This window comes from Klebsiella sp. Shm-1, assembly GCF_040804525.1.
In the GTDB taxonomy this organism is placed as follows: domain Bacteria; phylum Pseudomonadota; class Gammaproteobacteria; order Enterobacterales; family Enterobacteriaceae; genus Klebsiella; species Klebsiella pneumoniae.
Map to the genome: position 1 here is coordinate 4,354,714 of NZ_CP161823.1, position 18,525 is coordinate 4,373,238.

The window sequence follows — 18,525 nt, forward strand, 5'->3', positions numbered from 1 at the left end:
GGATTTTTGTCATGGCAGAACGTATTACTGGACACACTGAGCTGATTGGCCTGATCGCCACCCCGATTCGTCACAGCATGTCGCCCACCATGCACAACGAGGCTTTCGCCCATCTCGGGCTGGACTACGTCTATCTCGCTTTTGAAGTCGGTAACCAGGAGCTAAAAGACGTGGTGCAGGGCTTCCGGGCGATGAAGCTGCGCGGTTTTAACGTCTCTATGCCGAACAAAACCGAGATTTGCCAGTATCTCGATAAACTGTCGCCGGCGGCACAGCTGGTCGGGGCGGTCAATACCGTGGTCAACGACGACGGCGTACTGACCGGACATATCACCGATGGCACCGGCTACATGCGCGCCCTTAGCGAAGCCGGTATCGATATCATCGGCAAGAAGATGACCGTACTCGGCGCCGGCGGCGCGGCAACGGCGCTCTGCGTCCAGGCAGCACTGGATGGCGTGAAGGCGATCTCCATCTTCAACCGCCGCGATAAATTCTTCGCCAACGCAGAAGAAACCGTGGCCAAGATCCGCCACAACACCGACTGCGAGATCCATCTGTTCGATCTCGACGATCATGACAAACTGCGCGCCGAAATTGACAGCAGCGTGATCCTGACCAATGCCACCGGGGTCGGCATGAAGCCGTTCGAAGGCCAGATGCTGCTACCTGACGACAGCTTCCTGCGTCCGGACCTGATCGTCTCCGACGTCGTCTACAACCCGCGCAAAACCCACCTGCTGGAAGTGGCCGAGAAAAAAGGCTGCCGCACGCTGAACGGCCTGGGGATGATGCTGTGGCAAGGCGCGCGCGCGTTCGAAATCTGGACGGGCAAACAGATGCCGGTTGATTACATCAAGAGCATTCTGTTCTAAGAGGCGAATGATGAAAAATAAATACATCCCTACTGCGGCAGGGCTGTATCTCAACTACCTGATCCACGGTATGGGGGTGCTGTTAATCACCCTCAACATGGCCCATCTTCAGGAACAGTGGGGAACAGACAAAGCCGGCGTATCGATCGTTATATCTTCGTTAGGTATTGGTAAGTTAGCGACCATCGTGACCGGATTTCTCTCGGATCGCTTCGGTCGCAAGCCCTTTATCTATCTTGGGATCCTGAGCTATCTGATCTTTTTCGTCGGCATCCTGCTGACCAAAAATATCTATCTGGCTTACGTGTTCGGCATTATGGCGGGCCTGGCGAACAGCTTCCTCGACTCCGGTACCTATCCGGCGCTGATGGAATCTTTCCCGCACTCTGCCAGCCGGGCCAACGTGCTGATCAAAGCCTTCGTCTCTGCAGGGCAGTTCCTGTTGCCGTTCATTATCAGCTTCCTGATATGGGCAAATCTGTGGTTCGGCTGGTCGTTCGTGATTGCGGCAGCGCTCTTTGTACTGAGCGGGATTTATCTGCTTAAAATGCCGTTCCCTGACAGCCAGTCAGCGAAAAAAGAGGAAGCCCCTACGGCACAGGCGGAAACAGCCGTCCGGCCACAGGCTAATAAGCTGGATATGGTGATCTTCACCCTGTACGGTTATATCGGCATGGCGACCTTCTATCTGGTCAGCCAATGGTTGGCGCAGTACGGCCAGTTCGTCGTCGGCCTGCCCTATGCCTCGGCGATTAAACTGCTTAGCATCTATACCGTCGGCTCGCTGGTCTGCGTCTTTGTAACTGCCGCCTTCGTCAAAGAGGTGTTTAGCTCGGCCATTGCGATGATTATTTATACTGGCCTGTCGATGATTTCGCTGCTGTTGGTGTGCCTGTTCCCGACGCCGATGATGGTGACCGGCTTTGCTTTTGTCATCGGCTTTGCCGCCGCTGGCGGAGTGCTGCAGCTGGGTGCGACAATCATGGCGATGAGCTTCCCGAACGGAAAAGGCAAAGCAACCGGCATCTTCTACACTGCCGGCAGTATCGCCAGCTTCACGATCCCGTTGATCACCGCAAAGCTTTCGCAGATCAGTATTGCCAGCATTATGTGGTTTGATTTTCTGATCGCCGTTATCGGCTTTGTGATCGCCCTGTACATCGGCTATCGTCAACTGCAGGCTCGGGCGGCGCAAAAAGTGTCACGCACCGCAGTCACCGCCTGAAGTACAACGCGAAAAATAATGGATACCTACATGACAAATGCAGTAACCGTAAAGAACATCACCTTTCAGGAAGGGGAAACCCTCATTTGTGTACCGCTGATCGGTAAAACCCTGGATGAGATACTGGGTAACGCCCATGGCCTGGTCGATGCCGGCGCTGATATTATCGAATGGCGCGTTGACCACTTTGCCCAGGTCAGAGAGATGGCCCAGGTGATGGCCGCGCTGGCGGAAATCCGTGGCGCGCTGAAAGCGCTTCCGCTGCTGTTTACCTTCCGCAGTAAGAAAGAAGGTGGCGAAACCGAGCTCAGCGACGAAGCCTATTTTGCGCTCAACCGCGAGGCCGCACGCAGTGGACTGGTTGATGTTATCGATATCGAACTGTTCAATGATGAAGCGCAGATCCGCGCGCTGGTTGACGATGCGCATGCCGCGGGCGTCAAGGTGATCATGAGTAATCATGATTTCCATAAGACCCCCGCTCAGGAAGATATTATCTATCGCCTGCGCCGCATGCAGGATCTGGGGGCCGATCTGCCGAAGATCGCGGTGATGCCGCAGTCGCCGCAGGACGTACTCACCTTGCTCGCCGCCACGCTGACCATGAAAGAGAAGTATGCGACGCGTCCGCTGATCACCATGTCGATGGGCAAATCCGGTGGCGTTAGCCGGGTCACCGGGCGCTTGTTCGGTTCGGCGATGACCTTCGGTACCGTTGGTCAGGCCTCCGCGCCGGGGCAGATCGCCATCGCTAAGCTGCGTGAAGTGATGGATATTCTCTCCTGATATCCGGATGGCCCGGAGGTCACATCCGGGCCATCCGTTAACAGATCTTCTGGCTATCGTGGATAACCACATTTTTAAATGACTCCAGCGCCGGAGAGAGCCCCTTGTCTTTCATGGTCGCCAGATAGATATAGCGGGGGGGGATGGTGTTTTTAATCTTCAGGATATGGACGTTGTAATAGGAGAGCGCGGTGATGCGCGGCATAATCGCGATCCCGTAGTCAATACTCACCAGCCCGGCCATCGCCGTATCCTCATCCACATAGCAGGCGATCTCCGGCACCAGCTTTTGCTGCATAAATACATTATCGATAAACGGACGTAAGCCGCTATTTTCTGAAAAATAGATATACGGATAATGAATCGTCTCCACCAGATCGACTTCATGTTCATATAGCCGGGCCAGCGGATGATCCTTTGCCGTGACCACCACCAGTTCCTGCTGGATCACCGGAATAAAATCGATATCGGGTTCATCGGCAATATAAGAGCAGATCGCCAGATCGACTTTTCCGGCCTTCAGCTCCTGCAACAGCGTCAGCGATGTCCCTTGAGTAAAAGAAAAAGTCACATTGTGACATTCAGGTGAAAGAGAATATTTATTAATTAACTGTGGAACAACATACTCCCCCATCGTGTAAATAAAGGCGATGCGAATATTCTCTTTATTCTCAGCGCCATTTTTTTGCAATATCATGCGTCCGTTCTCCAGCGAGGCCAGCGCATCTTCAACATACGGCAAAAAACGCTTGCCGTTTTGGGTAATTTTTACGTTCCGCCCCTGTCTGGCGAATAGCGCGACCCCTAACTCCTTCTCCAGCTCCGATATCGCGTGGCTTAGCGAGGGCTGGGTGATGCACAGACTGGAGGCGGCTTCGGTGTAATGCTCAGTTTCAGACAGACGTTTAAAATAATAAAGTTGCTTTAGGTTCATTATTTTTACCCGTATAATATAAGAATAAATGCACTGACGCTAATATACCATGCGAGCCACCAATAATGCGCATGAACGGGTAAATATCGGCGTTACATCAAATATTATTTGACGAAGGGCATGAATGTGCCACAAGGCATTGCCATTCATAGATACTACCTATAGCTCCTGGAGATATTTTTGCATATTAGAATATATGCAAAAATATTTTAAACTTTAAAGGAACTCGCTATGAGTATGTCAAACTCTCAGGAAGTCCTCACTTCCACATCGGGGGCGAAAAAAAGAAGCCGCGTACGGATAGTTATTCTGCTGCTACTTTCCGTCGGAACGATGATCAATTATCTCGACCGTACCATCCTGGGTATTGTAGCGCCACAGTTAAGCAAAGAAATCCATATCGATCCGGCGATGATGGACATCATCTTCTCCGCCTTCGCCTGGACTTATGCGCTGGCGCAGATCCCCGGCGGGATGTTTTTAGACCGCTTTGGCAACAAACTGACCTATGCCCTGTCAATTTTCTTCTGGTCACTGTTTACCCTGCTGCAAAGTTTCACCCTCGGCCTAAAATCCCTGCTGCTTCTGCGCCTGGGACTCGGCGTCAGCGAAGCGCCCTGCTTTCCGGCCAACAGCCGCATCGTCAGCACCTGGTTCCCTCAGCATGAGCGCGCGCGGGCAACGGCAACATATACAGTTGGTGAATATATAGGACTGGCCGCTTTCTCGCCGCTGTTATTTTTAATTCTCGAACATCATGGCTGGAGAACGCTTTTTTTCCTCACCGGCGGATTAGGTATTTTATTTACTTTAGTGTGGTGGCGTTTTTATCATGAACCGCATGAATCGCGCACGGCTAATCAAGCGGAGCTGGAGTATATCGGCGCAAACGGCATTAACAATAAAATCCAGAACGTTCCATTTAACTGGCGTGACGCCAGACGCCTGCTGGGTTGTCGCCAGATCCTCGGCGCCAGCCTGGGTCAGTTCGCCGGCAACACCACACTGGTCTTTTTCCTGACGTGGTTTCCCAGCTACCTCGCCAACGAGCGCCATCTTCCATGGCTGCACGTCGGCTTCTTCGCCACCTGGCCCTTCCTTGCCGCCGCGATTGGCATCCTCTTCGGCGGCTGGATCTCCGACCGGTTGTTGAAGCGAACCGGCTCCGTCAACATCAGTCGAAAGTTACCAATAATTTCCGGTTTATTGCTGTCCAGCTGTATTATCGCGGCGAATTGGGTAAGCGCCAATAGCACCGTAATTATTATCATGTCGGTGGCTTTTTTTGGCCAGGGGATGGTCGGTCTGGGCTGGACCTTAATTTCGGATATTGCCCCGGAAAATATGGCAGGCCTCACCGGCGGCATATTTAATTTCTGTGCCAATATGGCCTCGATTATCGCACCACTGATAATTGGTGTGATTATTTCCGCCACGGGTAATTTCTTTTACGCGCTGATCTACGTCGGCCTGACGGCGCTGATTGGGGTGATTGCCTACATTTTTATCATTGGCGACATTAAGCGTATCGAACTCAAGTAGGCCTGGTCGCCCCGGCGATGCCGGGGCGAGTAGTCAGATATCCTTCACCTTGCTGGTCAAAAACAGCGTCACCAGCGAAATGGCCGCGATCGTCCAGTAGACGCTGGCGTGACCATAGCTCTGGGACAGCGCCCCCTGCATCACGCCGGCAAGGATCACGCCGGTGGAAATACTGTTGGTGAACAGGGTGGTCGCCGCTCCCGCCCGTCCCGGCATTAAATCCTGGAACCACAGCATGCCTATCCCGGCGATAATGCCGATAAAGATGGCATTGAACAGCTGCAGAGCCAGCAGCGCCGTGCGACCATGAAACAGGATCAGTCCGGCATAAAACAGCACGCCGGCGGCCACCGCCGCCACCATCATTTTACGTTTGCCAAAGCGCTTTATGTAGTAGCCGGCGAGGATCATCGCCGGTATCTCCAGCCCGGCGGCAGTGCCCATCAGGATCCCGGCCAGGCTGTCGGGAAGCCCGAGATCGCTGCTGATCCACAGCGGCATATCAATGATGTACATGGTGTTGCAGGTCCACATCAGGGTGGAGGCGATAAACAGCATACGCACGTTCTTGTCCTGCCAGCCGCCGGCCTGCGCTAGCGCCGCCGCCTCCTCCGAGGGCTGTTCCACACGCGGAACCGAAGGCAGTTTGATGGCAATCAGAGCGAGGCTAATGACAAAAATGCCCGCCGCAATGGAGAACATGGTGGTGAAGCCATAGTTGAGCGCCAGCATAAAGGCCAGCGGCGGGCCAATCACCCAAGCCAGCGACAGCTGGGCGCGCATGACCGAGCTGAACATCACCACTTCCCGCGCCGAGCTGTCAGCGTACTCCCGCGCCAGCGCGAAGAGCTGCGGCATGGCCGCGTTGGCAATGGATGCCAGCATCACGCCGCAGGTGATCAGCGTCAGATAGTGGCGGTTGAAGGCAAACAGCAGCGCATTACCCACCGCCATCAGACAGCAGAACATAATCAACCGCCGCCGGTCGCCGCGGCTATCGGAGCGCTTGGCCAGCCACAGGCTAACCAGGATCCCGGCGATGGCGTTTACGGTATAGAACAGGCCCACCCAGAACGGTTGCGCCCCCACTTCGCGGCTGAGAAACAAACTCAACGTCGGCGCCTGCAACGCGCCCGCCACGCCCATCATAAAAGCAACCAGCATAAAGGCGGCATAGACGCCGTTAAGCCGTCGTCCCATCGTCATCAACCACAGCATGGAATGTCCTTAACACACGCGAAGAAAACGAAAAAAGCCAGCAGAGGCTTTCTGCTGGCGGGTGATTCTATACTCTATGGATTTCATGCTGCAGGACAAAACGGTTAACCATTTTGCGCCGCGCTCGCGCTGGCCCTGAAAAGGTGAGTCCCGTAGAGGCGAATCACGCAGCCAGAACATACGGCCCAGGAAGCATCGACAGCGCACCTGCAGTTTGAAAAACGACGAGTATAACACCAATACTCAGTCACACATGATGTCTGCAAGTCAATGATCAGAGGTCGTTGACGTCACTCCCCACTGCATCAGTTCCCCCAGAATTTCCTGCTGTCGTCCTGCCATCAGGCGGGCCAGCCAGGACGCTTCCTGCGTCGCAGAAAAGTAGCGTTGGTAGAACGATTTTGCGGTAGACCTCATCATATTCACCTCCTCGCTTCATCGGGATTCATTATTGGCTTAATATAGGAAGTAATAAATTGCTGAGTTTTGCGCAGGAGTTCCCCTTTTATGTCTTCCGGCCGTCTGCAACAACAGTTCATTCGCCTATGGCAGTGCTGCGACGGCAAGTCGCAGGAGACCACCCTTAACGAGCTGGCGGAAATGCTGAGCTGCTCGCGCCGCCATATGCGCACCCTGCTCAATATGATGGAGTCCCGCGGCTGGCTGACCTGGGAAGCGGAGGCAGGCCGCGGCAAGCGTTCGCGGCTAACCTTTCTCTATACCGGCCTCGCCCTGCAGCAGCAACGTGCCGAAGATCTCCTTGAGCAGGATCGCATCGATCAGCTGGTGCAGTTGGTCGGCGATAAGGCTGCCGTCCGCCAGATGCTGGTCTCGCATCTCGGCCGCAGCTTCCGCCAGGGGCGGCACATCCTGCGCGTGCTCTACTATCGTCCGATGAAGAATTTGCTGCCAGGTAGCGCGCTGCGGCGTTCGGAAACGCATATTGCCCGGCAAATATTCAGCGCCCTGACGCGGGTAAATGAGGAAAATGGGGAACTGGAAGCCGATATTGCCCACCACTGGCAGCAGCTGACCCCCACCCACTGGCGCTTTTTCCTCCGTCCCGGCATCCATTTTCACCATGGCCGTGAGCTGGAGATGGCGGATGTGATCGCCTCTCTGCAGCGCAGCAATGCCCTGCCGCTCTATTCACATATCGAACGCATCGAATCGCCCACCGCCTGGACCCTGGATATTCATCTGCGCCAGCCCGACCGCTGGCTGCCCTGGCTGCTGGGGCAGGTGCCGGCGATGGTGCTGCCGCAGGAGTGGCAGACCATGAACCACTTTTCCTCCATGCCGGTCGGCACCGGCCCCTATGCCGTGGTGCGTAACAACCAGAATCAGCTCAAGATCCATGCCTTTGAGGACTATTTTGGCTACCGAGCGCTGATCGATGAGGTGAACGTCTGGGTGCTGCCGGAGATTAGCGAAGAGCCCAACGGCGGCCTGACGCTGCAGGGCAATACCGAAAGCGAAAAAGCGGTAGAGAGTCGCCTGGAAGAGGGCTGCTATTACCTGCTGTTCGACTCGCGAAGCCCGCTGGGGGCCAACGACGCGGTGCGCCGCTGGCTAAGCTATCTGTTTCAGCCCGCCAACCTGCTCTACCATGCGGGCGAACACTACCAGGGCAACTGGTTTCCCGCCTACGGCCTGCTGCCGCGCTGGCATCATGCCAGCAACCACGCCTGCGAGAAGCCGGCGGGGCTGGAGACAGTCACCCTTACCTACTACCGCGATCACGTCGAACATCGGGTGATCGGCGGGATCATGCGCGACCTGCTGGCGGCGCATCAGGTAAAGCTGGAGATCCAGGAGCTGGAGTACGATGCCTGGCATCGCGGCGAGGTGGTCAGCGATATCTGGCTCAACAGCGTGAACTTCACCTTACCGATCGAATTTTCGCTCTTCGCCTATCTGTACGAAGTCCCGCTGATTCAGCGCTGCATTCCCATCGACTGGCAGGCAGACGCCTGCCGCTGGCGAGCAGGAGAGTTTAATCCGGCCACCTGGAGCCAGCGGCTGCTGGCCGGGCAACATATCGTGCCGCTGATCCACCACTGGCTGATGATTCAGGGTCAGCGCAGTATGCGCGGCGTGAGGATGAATACCCTCGGCTGGTTCGATTTTAAATCCGCATGGTTTGCGCCGCCGGAGCCGTAAGCGCTTTCCGTCATCTGACAAAATCATTACACTAAGGCCGTTCTCAACGGGGTGCTAATAAACATACGCAATATCATTCAAGTTGCATCAAGGCAGCAAGCGGGTGAATCCCCTGGAGCATAGATAACTATGTGACTGGGGTGAACGCGCGAAGCTAACGCAGATGCGGCTTGAAGGATGAAGCGTATGGGCTGAGAAAATACCCGTCGAACCTGATCCGGATAACGCCGGCGAAGGGATTTGAGGCTCACTCAAAATCCTTTGCCACCCCTTTTTTCTGAGGTGCAAAGTGTTGAAAAAATTACTCCCGCTGCTGGCGCTGGTCGCCATGCCCGCTTTGGCTAAGCCTGTTCTTACCGTCTATACCTATGACTCCTTCTCTGCCGACTGGGGCCCCGGCCCGGCGGTCAAAAAAGCCTTTGAAGCGGAGTGCGGCTGCGAGCTGAAGTTCGTCGCGCTGGAAGATGGCGTTTCGCTACTGAATCGCCTGCGCATGGAAGGCAAAAACAGCAAGGCCGACGTCGTGCTTGGCCTTGATAACAACCTGCTGGAAGCCGCGGCGCAGAGTAAACTGTTTGCCAAAAGCAACGTACCCGCCAGCGCGGTCAGCGTGCCGGGCGGCTGGGATAATGACACCTTTGTTCCCTACGACTACGGCTATTTCGCCTTCGTCTATGACAAAAACAAACTGGCTAATCCACCGAAGAGCCTGAAAGAGCTGGTCGAGGGCCCGCAAAAATGGCGGGTCATCTATGAAGATCCGCGTACCAGCACCCCGGGACTGGGCCTGCTGCTGTGGATGCAAAAGGTCTATGGCGATCAAGCGCCCGAGGCCTGGCAGAAGCTGGCCGCGAAAACCGTTACCGTCACCAAAGGCTGGAGCGAAGCCTATGGTCTGTTCCTGAAAGGGGAAAGCGACCTGGTGTTGAGCTATACCACCTCGCCGGCCTACCACATGATTGAAGAGAAGAAAGACAACTATGCGGCGGCGAGCTTCGCCGAGGGCCACTATCTGCAGGTCGAAGTTGCCGCGCGTACCGCCGCCAGCAAGCAGCCGGAACTGGCGGAAAAATTCCTCAAATTTATGGTATCTCCTGGCTTCCAGAACGCAATCCCTACCGGCAACTGGATGTATCCGGTGACCAAGGTCACCCTGCCGGCCGGGTTTGATACCCTGGTGAAGCCGCAGACCACCCTGTCCTTTACCCCGCAGCAGGTCGCCAGCGAGCGTCAAACCTGGATTAGCGCATGGCAACGCGCCGTCAGCCGCTAAACCTTCGCGGGCTGATGCCGGGCCTGTTCGCCGCTACGCTGCTGTGCGCTGTCGCGCTGGCGGCGTTTCTGGCGCTGTGGTTTAGCGCCCCCGGCGCGGGCTGGCAATCGGTCTTCAGCGATAGCTACCTGTGGCATGTGGTCCGCTTCTCCTTCTGGCAGGCGTCGCTGTCAGCGCTGATCTCGGTGGGACCAGCCATCTTTCTCGCCCGCGCGCTTTATCGGCGTCGCTTCCCGGGCCGTACGCTGCTGCTGCGCCTGTGCGCGATGACCCTGATCCTGCCGGTGCTGGTGGCGGTGTTCGGTATCCTCAGCGTCTATGGCCGCCAGGGCTGGCTGGCCTCACTATTTCACGCGCTCGGCTGGCAATGGGAGTTCTCGCCCTACGGTCTGCAGGGCATCCTGCTGGCGCACGTCTTTTTCAATATGCCGATGGCGACCCGCCTGCTGCTGCAGGCGCTGGAGAACATTCCCGGCGAGCAGCGGCAAATTGCCGCCCAGCTTGGCATGCGCGGCTATGCCTTCTTCCGCCTCGTCGAATGGCCGTGGCTGCGCCGGCACATTCCCGCCGTCGCCGCGCTGATTTTTATGCTCTGCTTCGCCAGCTTCGCCACCGTGCTCTCGCTGGGCGGCGGCCCGAAAGCCACCACGATCGAGCTGGCTATCTACCAGGCGCTGAGCTTTGACTACGATCCGGCGCGAGCGGCAATGCTGGCGCTGATCCAGATGCTCTGCTGCCTTGGGCTGGTGCTGCTTAGCCAGCGTCTGAGTAAAGCCGTCGCCATTGGCGTCAGCCATGTGCGCGGCTGGCGCGACCCTGACGATCGCCTGCATAGCCGCCTGAGCGACGGGTTGCTGATCGGCGCCGCCCTGCTGCTGCTGCTCCCGCCGCTGCTGGCGGTCATCGTCGACGGGATCAACAGTAATATGCTGGACGTGCTGGCGCAGCCAGCGCTCTGGCAGGCATTGAGCACCTCTCTACGCATCGCCATCGCCGCCGGGCTATTGAGCGTGACCCTGACGATGATGCTGTTATGGAGCAGCCGGGAGCTGCGCTCTCGCCAGCGGCCGTTGGCCGGGCAGGCAATGGAGCTGAGCGGCATGCTGATCCTTGCGATGCCGGGAATTGTGCTGGCGACCGGCTTCTTCCTGCTGCTCAATAACACTATCGGCCTGCCGGAGTCCGCCGACGGCATCGTCATCTTCACTAATGCCCTGATGGCGATCCCCTATGCGCTGAAAGTACTGGAAAACCCGATGCGCGACATTGCCGCCCGCTACAGCATGCTGTGCCAGTCGCTGGGTATTGAAGGCTTTGCCCGGCTGCGGGTGGTCGAGCTTCGCGCTCTCCGGCGCCCGCTGGCCCAGGCGCTCGCCTTCGCCTGCGTACTGTCGATTGGCGATTTCGGCGTGGTGGCGCTGTTCGGCAACGAGGCGTTCCGCACCCTGCCTTTCTATCTGTACCAGCAGATAGGCGCCTACCGCAGCCAGGACGGGGCCGTCACCGCCCTGCTCCTGCTGCTGCTCTGTTTCTTGTTGTTTACGCTGATTGAAAAACTTCCGGGGCGTGATGCTAAAACTCAATGATGTGACCTGGCTATACCAGCATCTGCCGATGCGCTTCACCCTCGACGTCGCGCGCGGGGAGCGCATCGCGGTGCTCGGCCCCAGCGGCGCCGGAAAGAGCACCCTGCTGAATCTGATCGCCGGGTTTCTGCCGCCCGCCAGCGGCAGCCTGCTGATTAACGGCGAGGCGCATAACGCGACGCCGCCGGCGCAGCGTCCGGTCTCGATGTTGTTTCAGGAGAATAACCTGTTTAACCATCTGACCATTCGACAAAATATCAGCCTCGGCATCCACCCAGGCCTTAAACTGAACCGCGAGCAGCAGGCGCAGGTCACGGCGATAGCTGGACAGATGGGAATTGATGCGCTGCTGGAACGTCTGCCCGGCGAGCTCTCCGGCGGTCAGCGGCAGCGCGCGGCGCTGGCCCGCTGTCTGGTGCGCCAGCAGCCGGTGCTGCTGCTGGATGAACCCTTCTCGGCGCTCGATCCGGCGCTGCGCCAGGAGATGCTGTCCCTGGTCGCCGATGTCTGCGAGCAGCAGCAGCTCACCCTGCTGATGGTCTCCCACAGCGTAGAGGACGCCGCGCGCATCGCGCCGCGCTCGATGGTGGTCGCCGAAGGGCGCATTGTCTGGGATGGCGCCACCGCCGAGCTGTTAAGCGGCCACAGCAGCGCCTCGCATTTGATGGGGATCAGCGCGCGATGACTTTATGCAGGATCGCCAGATAGACCGGCATCAGCGGATGGCGGAAGACAAATGTTAACGCTGTAGCCGCCAGCGCGACCATCAGCGGCGACAGCCACAGCAGTCGGCCGCGCGGCAGCCAGCGGGTCAGCCGATCGCCTGAGGTTTTCGCGCTCCGCCACAGCCGCCAGCACAGCCATCCCGCCAGCCAGGCCAGCAGCGCCGCCCCCAATAGCAGCCATTTAAAGCTGGCGCTGTTTTCATCAGCCGGAATATCAATCGCCGCCCCGGCGAGAATGCCCGGAAGGAAATAGAGCGGCGGCCAGAGCAGGCAGCCGATAATATTCGGTAGCACGAACTTGGCCACCGGCAGGTCGAGCATCCCGGCGACCATTGGCACCAGCGGACGCGTCGGTCCGACAAAGCGGCCAATCAGAATGGTGATCATGCTGTGCTGATGCAGCGCATGCTCGGTTTTCTCCAGCAGGGCGCGGTTTTTCTTCATAAACGACCAGCGGTGCAACGGCTTCTTAAAGCGCCAGCCGAGCCAGAATGAGATCCAGTCGCCCAGCAGGCAGCCGACAATCCCCGCCAGCCACGCCTGCCAGAAGTTAACTTCGCCGCCGCCGATGAGCGCCCCAAGGCCAGCCATCATCACCGTGCCGGGTAAGATAAGCCCCACCAGCGCCAGCGACTCGAGAAAGGCCACCAGCATCACGGCTAACAATGAGTAGACCGTGGATTGGGTAATAAAGTGTTCGAGCAATGCTTGCATAATGTACCCGGTTAAAAAACGAAGCCCGGATTCTCCGAAGCCATCGCGCCGTCGTCAAGCCATCAATTGTCTTAATAGTTTACTGGCTGTGACATTTAAGCGGGTCATCATTTCACTTTCTTTACTTTTTATTCACAACCCGCGCGGAATTCGCTCGGGCTGGCCCCGGTGCATTTTTTAAACACGCGGGAAAAATAGAGCTGATCTTCGAAGCCGACGTTGCGCCCAACGGTGGCGATCGGCATCCGCGTGGTGCTGAGCAACAGTTTGGCCTGGCTGATGCGCTGATCCTCCCGCCAGCCGAGGACGCTGACCCCCAGCTGCTGGCGGAACAGGTGCGACAGACGCGAGGGCGACAGGCAGACGTGCTGGGCGACGCTGGCGATATCAAAATGGCTGTCCGCCAGATGGTCGCTGATGTACTGGCAGGCGTCGCGCACCCGGTTGTCCAGCGGCGGATGCAGCGATTCGTTGATCGCCTCCATGCGCCGCAGCAGCAGCTGTTCCAGCAGGTTTATCGCCAGCAGTTCGGAATAGCGCCCCGCCCCCTGCCCGGCATCGACGATCTGGCCGAACAGCTCGCCAAAGCGCGCCTGCCACTGTTCATCCGGACGGAAAAAGCCGGTCTGGGCAAAAATCGTTGGCCAGTTGAGCCACTCGTGCCAGTAGGCGCGCGGGCGGAAGTAGACCCACTGGTGATACCACTCGCTGGCGTCGGGATGGCGGCCATAGTGATGAATTTCCCCGGGCGGGAACAGCAGCATATCGCCCGGCCGGCAGACAAACTGTTCGCCGTGGTTGTTGATCACCCCCTCGCCGCGGATCGTCAGATTGAGAATATAGCCTTTCATACCCAGCGGGCGGTCGATAAAGAAATCCAGGTATCCCTGCGCCTCAATCGGCGTCAGGCCGGTGACCAGATGAGCGTTAAAAGAGTAGCCCGGCAGCAGCGGATCGTTTTGCGTTTCGGCCATACGCGTGGTTCTCCCCGAAGGTATCAGTGGCACCAATTGTCCATATTCATCATTTTATCGCTCTCGGCCCTGTCGCGACTGCGACGGCGGTGGAAATTTGGCGAAAAACCCGCACAGCAAGCGAAAAAAGCGCCAGCAGCGTGCATTCCACCGTGATATGCCGGGTAACAAAAGTGTCTATAAATACGGCAGAAAAGTCCACATCGAATATTTGCACGGCGTCACACTTTGCAAGGTAACAGCAAAATAATCCATAAGATTAGCGAATCCGGCCTGACGGATTTTGCCGGGGATATCTACTGTTGCTGCATGAATGATTTCTGCATGGAGTAACAAGATGGCAATTGCGATTGGCCTCGACTTTGGTAGTGACTCAGTCCGCGCTCTGGCGGTGGAATGCGCGTCCGGCGCAGAGCTGGCGACCAGCGTGGAGTGGTATCCGCGCTGGCGGGAAGGACAGTATTGCGATGGCGCTAACAACCGCTTCCGCCATCACCCGCGAGATTACATCGAGTCCATGGAAGCGGCGCTGAAAAGCGTGCTCGCTTCGCTGAGCGCCGAACAGCGCGCCGACGTCGTGGGCATTGGCGTCGACAGCACCGGCTCAACTCCGGCTCCCGTCGATGCCGAGGGCAACGTGCTGGCGCTGCGCGAAGAATTCGCTGACAACCCTAACGCCATGTTTGTCCTGTGGAAGGATCACACCGCGGTCGAGGAAGCCGAGGCGATCACCCGCCTGTGCCACCAGCCGGGCAAAGAGGATTACTCGCGCTATATCGGCGGGATCTACTCCAGCGAATGGTTCTGGGCCAAAATCCTTCACGTCACCCGCGAAGATAGCGCCGTCGCCCAGGCAGCCGCCTCGTGGGTAGAGCTTTGCGACTGGGTGCCCGCCCTGCTCTCCGGTACTACGCGTCCGCAGGATCTGCGCCGCGGCCGCTGCAGCGCCGGACATAAATCGCTGTGGCATGAGAGCTGGGGCGGTCTGCCACCGGCCAGCTTCTTCGATGAGCTTGATCCCATCATCAACCAGCATCTGGCCTGGCCGCTGTTCACCGATACCTGGACGGCCGATGTGCCGGTCGGCACGCTGAGCGCAGAGTGGGCCCAGCGCCTGGGTCTGTCGCAGAGTGTGGCCATCTCCGGCGGCGCCTTCGACTGCCACATGGGCGCCGTTGGCGCCGGCGCGCAGCCTAACGCGCTGGTGAAAGTCATCGGCACCTCCACCTGCGACATTCTGATCGCCGATAAAGAGAGCGTCGGCGAGCGCACGGTCAAAGGCATCTGCGGCCAGGTCGACGGCAGCGTGGTTCCACACTTTATCGGCATGGAGGCAGGCCAGTCCGCCTTCGGCGATATTTACGCCTGGTTTGGCCGCATTCTCGGCTGGCCGCTGGAGCAGCTGGCTCAGCAGCAGCCGGCGTTGCGCGAGCAAATCAAAGCCAGCCAAAAACAGTTACTGCCGGCGCTCACCGAAGCCTGGGCCAACAATCCATCGCTGGAGCATCTGCCGGTGGTGCTCGACTGGTTCAACGGCCGCCGCACGCCGAATGCCAACCAGCGCCTGAAAGGGGTGATCACCGACCTTAACCTGGCCACCGACGCGCCGGCGCTGTTCGGCGGTCTGATCGCCGCCACCGCCTTCGGCGCTCGCGCCATTATGGAGTGCTTCACCGAGCAGGGGATCCCGGTTAACAACGTCATGGCGCTTGGCGGTATCGCGCGGAAAAACCAGGTCATCATGCAGGCCTGCTGCGACGTGCTGAACCGTCCGCTGCAGATTGTCGCCTCCGATCAGTGCTGCGCGCTGGGGGCGGCTATCTTCGCCGCCGTCGCCGCCGGCGTCTATGACGATATTCCTGCCGCCCAACAGCGGATGGCAAGCCAGGTGGAAACTACCCTGCAGCCGCGTCCGGCGCAGGCACAGCGTTTCGAACAACTCTATCAGCGCTACCAGCAATGGTCGGTCAGCGCGGAACAACACTATCTCCCTTCGGCTGCAAAGGCGGAAAAAGCCCCGCAATCTCAGGCAGCGCTCACCCATTAAGGATACGAAAATGACGATTTTTGATAACTATGAAGTATGGTTCGTTATTGGCAGCCAACATCTGTACGGCCCGGAAGCCCTGCGCCAGGTGACGAAGCATGCCGAACATATGGTGAACAGCCTGAATGCGGAAGCCAAACTGCCGTGCAAACTGGTCCTTAAGCCGCTGGGCACCACCCCGGACGAGATCACCCATATCTGCCGCGACGCCAACTACGATGACAAATGCGCCGGGTTAGTGGTCTGGCTGCATACCTTCTCGCCGGCAAAAATGTGGATCAACGGCCTGACCATCCTCAATAAGCCGCTGCTGCAGTTCCATACTCAGTACAACGCCGCGCTGCCGTGGGACAGCATTGATATGGACTTTATGAACCTGAACCAGACCGCGCACGGCGGCCGCGAGTTCGGCTTCATCGGCGCCCGTATGCGCCAACAGCACAGCGTGGTCACCGGCCACTGGCAGGATAAAGAGGCCCACCAGCGTATCGGCGGCTGGATGCGTCAGGCGGTCTCCAAACAGGATACCCGTCATCTGAAAGTGTGCCGTTTCGGCGATAACATGCGCGAAGTGGCGGTGACCGACGGCGATAAAGTCGCCGCGCAGATTAAGTTTGGCTTCTCGGTGAACACCTGGGCGGTCGGCGATCTGGTGCAGGTGGTGAACAGCATCAGCGACGGCGATATCAGCGCCCTGGTCGATGAATATGAGAGCAGCTACCGTCTGACCCCGGCAGCGCAGGTTCACGGCGAGAAGCGCCAGAACGTGCTGGACGCCGCGCGCATTGAGCTGGGGATGAAACGCTTCCTCGAACAGGGCGGTTTCCACGCCTTTACCACCACCTTTGAAGATCTCCACGGCCTGAAACAGCTCCCGGGTCTCGCCGTACAGCGCCTGATGCAGCAGGGCTACGGCTTTGCCGGCGAGGGCGACTGGAAAACCGCCGCTCTGCTTCGCATCATGAAGGTGATGTCAACTGGTCTGCAGGGCGGCACCTCCTTTATGGAGGATTACACCTACCACTTCGACAATGGTAACGATCTGGTGCTCGGCTCGCACATGCTGGAAGTGTGCCCGACGATCGCCACCGCCGAGAAACCGATCCTCGACGTTCAGCCGCTGGGCATCGGCGGCAAAGCGGATCCAGCGCGCCTGATCTTCAATACTCAAACCGGCCCGGCGATCGTCGCCAGCCTGATCGACCTGGGAGACCGCTTCCGTCTGCTGGTCAATACCATCGAAACCGTCCCAACGCCGCACGATCTGCCGAAGCTGCCGGTGGCCAACGCCCTGTGGAAAGCGCAGCCGGATCTGCGTACCGCGTCGGAAGCCTGGATCATCGCCGGCGGCGCGCACCATACCGTCTTCAGCCATGCGCTGAACCTCGACGATATGCGCCAGTTCGCCGAGCTGCATGATATCGAGCTGACCGTCATCGACAACGATACCCGTCTGCCGTCCTTCAAGGACGCGCTGCGCTGGAATGAAGTGTATTACGGTTCAAAACGCTAAGAGGCCGTCCCCTCACCCTTCCCCTCTCCCCGTTGGGGAGAGGGGACCGACCGGGCGCCATGCCGCCTTTCTCCCTCTCCCGCCGGGAGAGGGTCGGGGTGAGGGATACCCGACTCGCCTGCTATTCGGAGCACACTATGTTAGAAGATCTTAAACGCCAGGTGCTGGAAGCTAACCTGGCCCTGCCAAAGCATAATCTGGTGACCTTAACCTGGGGCAACGTCAGCGCCGTCGACCGCGAGAAAGGGGTGTTCGTGATCAAACCCTCCGGCGTGGATTACCGCGTGATGACCGCCGACGATATGGTGGTGGTCAGTCTGGAGAGCGGCGAAGTGGTAGAGGGTAATAAAAAGCCCTCGTCGGATACCCCGACCCATCGCCTGCTGTATCAGGCTTTCCCGACGCTGGGCGGCATTGTGCATACCCATTCGCGCCACGCCACCATCTGGGCGCAGGCCGGGCAATCTATTCCCGCGACCGGCACTACCCATGCCGACTACTTTTATGGCCCGGTGCCCTGCACCAGGTTAATGACCGATGCGGAGATCAACGGCGACTATGAGTGGGAAACCGGCAACGTGATTGTCGAAACCTTCCGCCAGCAGGGAATCGACCCGGCGCAGATGCCCGGCGTGCTGGTCCATTCCCACGGCCCGTTCGCCTGGGGCAAGAACGCCGAAGACGCGGTGCATAACGCCATCGTGCTGGAAGAGATCGCCTATATGGGGATTTTCTGCCGCCAGCTGGCGCCGCAGCTGCCGGCTATGCAGCAGACCCTGCTGGATAAGCACTATCTGCGTAAGCATGGGGCCAAAGCCTACTACGGCCAATAATCACCCTGCTCGCGCTGCGCTTAGCAGGGCCAGGGCTCTGCGCCATCTGGTAGCCTGGATAAGGCGCAAGCCGCAATCCGGGGCAACATTAGCGCCGAACACCTGTATAAAACCCCA

16 protein-coding genes and 1 riboswitch are annotated in these 18,525 nt (G+C 58.3%); of the genes, 11 read left to right on the forward strand and 5 right to left on the reverse strand.

Translation table 11 applies throughout. The annotated features are described in order from the left end of the window. The first annotated feature begins 11 nt into the window (after positions 1-11). Genes AB1E37_RS21345 through aroD form a run of 3 tightly spaced genes read left to right on the forward strand, consistent with a single transcriptional unit; the run spans position 12 to position 2,886 of the window. Positions 12-875, forward strand: a complete 864-nt coding sequence (locus AB1E37_RS21345; protein ID WP_002888460.1) for a shikimate dehydrogenase — start codon at positions 12-14, stop codon at positions 873-875. Between the two features lie 10 nt (positions 876-885). Next, entirely contained in the window at positions 886-2,100 is a 1,215-nt protein-coding gene (locus tag AB1E37_RS21350; RefSeq protein WP_032448267.1) for an MFS transporter, read from the forward strand. A gap of 30 nt (positions 2,101-2,130) precedes the next feature. Then, positions 2,131-2,886 (forward strand): type I 3-dehydroquinate dehydratase, encoded by a 756-nt coding sequence (gene aroD / locus AB1E37_RS21355; RefSeq protein ID WP_004177420.1) that lies wholly within the window; start codon positions 2,131-2,133, stop codon positions 2,884-2,886. A gap of 37 nt (positions 2,887-2,923) precedes the next feature. Here aroD and AB1E37_RS21360 read toward each other — a convergent pair whose 3' ends face one another. Next, positions 2,924-3,820, reverse strand: coding sequence for a LysR family transcriptional regulator (locus AB1E37_RS21360; RefSeq protein WP_002888455.1), 897 nt, complete (start codon positions 3,818-3,820; stop codon positions 2,924-2,926). Positions 3,821-4,051: 231 nt separating this feature from the next. On the opposite strand from AB1E37_RS21360, the gene AB1E37_RS21365 reads away from it, so the two are divergent. Further along, on the forward strand, positions 4,052-5,362 hold the full coding sequence (locus AB1E37_RS21365) for an MFS transporter (RefSeq protein ID WP_032448266.1): 1,311 nt from the start codon (positions 4,052-4,054) through the stop codon (positions 5,360-5,362). 33 nt (positions 5,363-5,395) lie between these two features. On the opposite strand, the gene AB1E37_RS21370 is transcribed toward AB1E37_RS21365, so the two are convergent. After that, complete coding sequence (locus tag AB1E37_RS21370) at positions 5,396-6,580, reverse strand: sugar efflux transporter (RefSeq protein ID WP_032448265.1); 1,185 nt, start codon at positions 6,578-6,580, stop codon at positions 5,396-5,398. 267 nt (positions 6,581-6,847) lie between these two features. After that, the gene (gene sgrT, locus AB1E37_RS21375; protein WP_002888448.1) at positions 6,848-7,000 is read right to left on the reverse strand and encodes a glucose uptake inhibitor SgrT; all 153 of its coding nucleotides are present in this window, start codon (positions 6,998-7,000) and stop codon (positions 6,848-6,850) included. Between the two features lie 87 nt (positions 7,001-7,087). On the opposite strand from sgrT, the gene sgrR reads away from it, so the two are divergent. The 4 genes from sgrR (at position 7,088) to thiQ (ending at position 12,287) form a co-directional block, all read left to right on the forward strand. Next, entirely contained in the window at positions 7,088-8,743 is a 1,656-nt protein-coding gene (gene sgrR / locus AB1E37_RS21380) for an HTH-type transcriptional regulator SgrR (RefSeq protein WP_004145968.1), read from the forward strand. A 37-nt stretch (positions 8,744-8,780) separates the two neighbouring features. Then, positions 8,781-9,000: riboswitch (TPP riboswitch) on the forward strand. A 32-nt stretch (positions 9,001-9,032) separates the two neighbouring features. After that, on the forward strand, positions 9,033-10,016 hold the full coding sequence (gene thiB, locus AB1E37_RS21385) for a thiamine ABC transporter substrate binding subunit (protein ID WP_004178584.1): 984 nt from the start codon (positions 9,033-9,035) through the stop codon (positions 10,014-10,016). Next, complete coding sequence (thiP, locus tag AB1E37_RS21390) at positions 9,992-11,602, forward strand: thiamine/thiamine pyrophosphate ABC transporter permease ThiP (protein WP_032448264.1); 1,611 nt, start codon at positions 9,992-9,994, stop codon at positions 11,600-11,602. Before thiB ends, thiP begins: the two co-directional genes overlap by 25 nt. Then, positions 11,586-12,287 (forward strand): thiamine ABC transporter ATP-binding protein ThiQ, encoded by a 702-nt coding sequence (gene thiQ / locus AB1E37_RS21395; protein WP_004178579.1) that lies wholly within the window; start codon positions 11,586-11,588, stop codon positions 12,285-12,287. Before thiP ends, thiQ begins: the two co-directional genes overlap by 17 nt. Here thiQ and AB1E37_RS21400 read toward each other — a convergent pair. Together AB1E37_RS21400 and araC are read right to left on the reverse strand one after the other, a co-directional pair. Further along, on the reverse strand, positions 12,274-13,041 hold the full coding sequence (locus AB1E37_RS21400; RefSeq protein ID WP_002888373.1) for a DedA family protein: 768 nt from the start codon (positions 13,039-13,041) through the stop codon (positions 12,274-12,276). The two genes, thiQ and AB1E37_RS21400, sit on opposite strands and share 14 nt — an antisense overlap. Before the next feature lie 128 nt (positions 13,042-13,169). Continuing rightward, complete coding sequence (gene araC, locus AB1E37_RS21405; RefSeq protein WP_004145972.1) at positions 13,170-14,015, reverse strand: arabinose operon transcriptional regulator AraC; 846 nt, start codon at positions 14,013-14,015, stop codon at positions 13,170-13,172. A 337-nt stretch (positions 14,016-14,352) separates the two neighbouring features. Between araC and araB the strand changes: the two genes are divergently transcribed. The 3 genes from araB (at position 14,353) to araD (ending at position 18,408) form a co-directional block, all read left to right on the forward strand. After that, positions 14,353-16,062, forward strand: coding sequence for a ribulokinase (araB, locus tag AB1E37_RS21410; protein ID WP_011977646.1), 1,710 nt, complete (start codon positions 14,353-14,355; stop codon positions 16,060-16,062). A 10-nt stretch (positions 16,063-16,072) separates the two neighbouring features. Beyond that, a complete protein-coding gene (gene araA / locus AB1E37_RS21415; protein ID WP_032448261.1) occupies positions 16,073-17,575 on the forward strand; it encodes an L-arabinose isomerase in 1,503 nt (500 codons plus the stop codon). A gap of 137 nt (positions 17,576-17,712) precedes the next feature. Beyond that, entirely contained in the window at positions 17,713-18,408 is a 696-nt protein-coding gene (gene araD / locus AB1E37_RS21420) for an L-ribulose-5-phosphate 4-epimerase (protein ID WP_002888353.1), read from the forward strand. Positions 18,409-18,525: the final 117 nt, after the last annotated feature.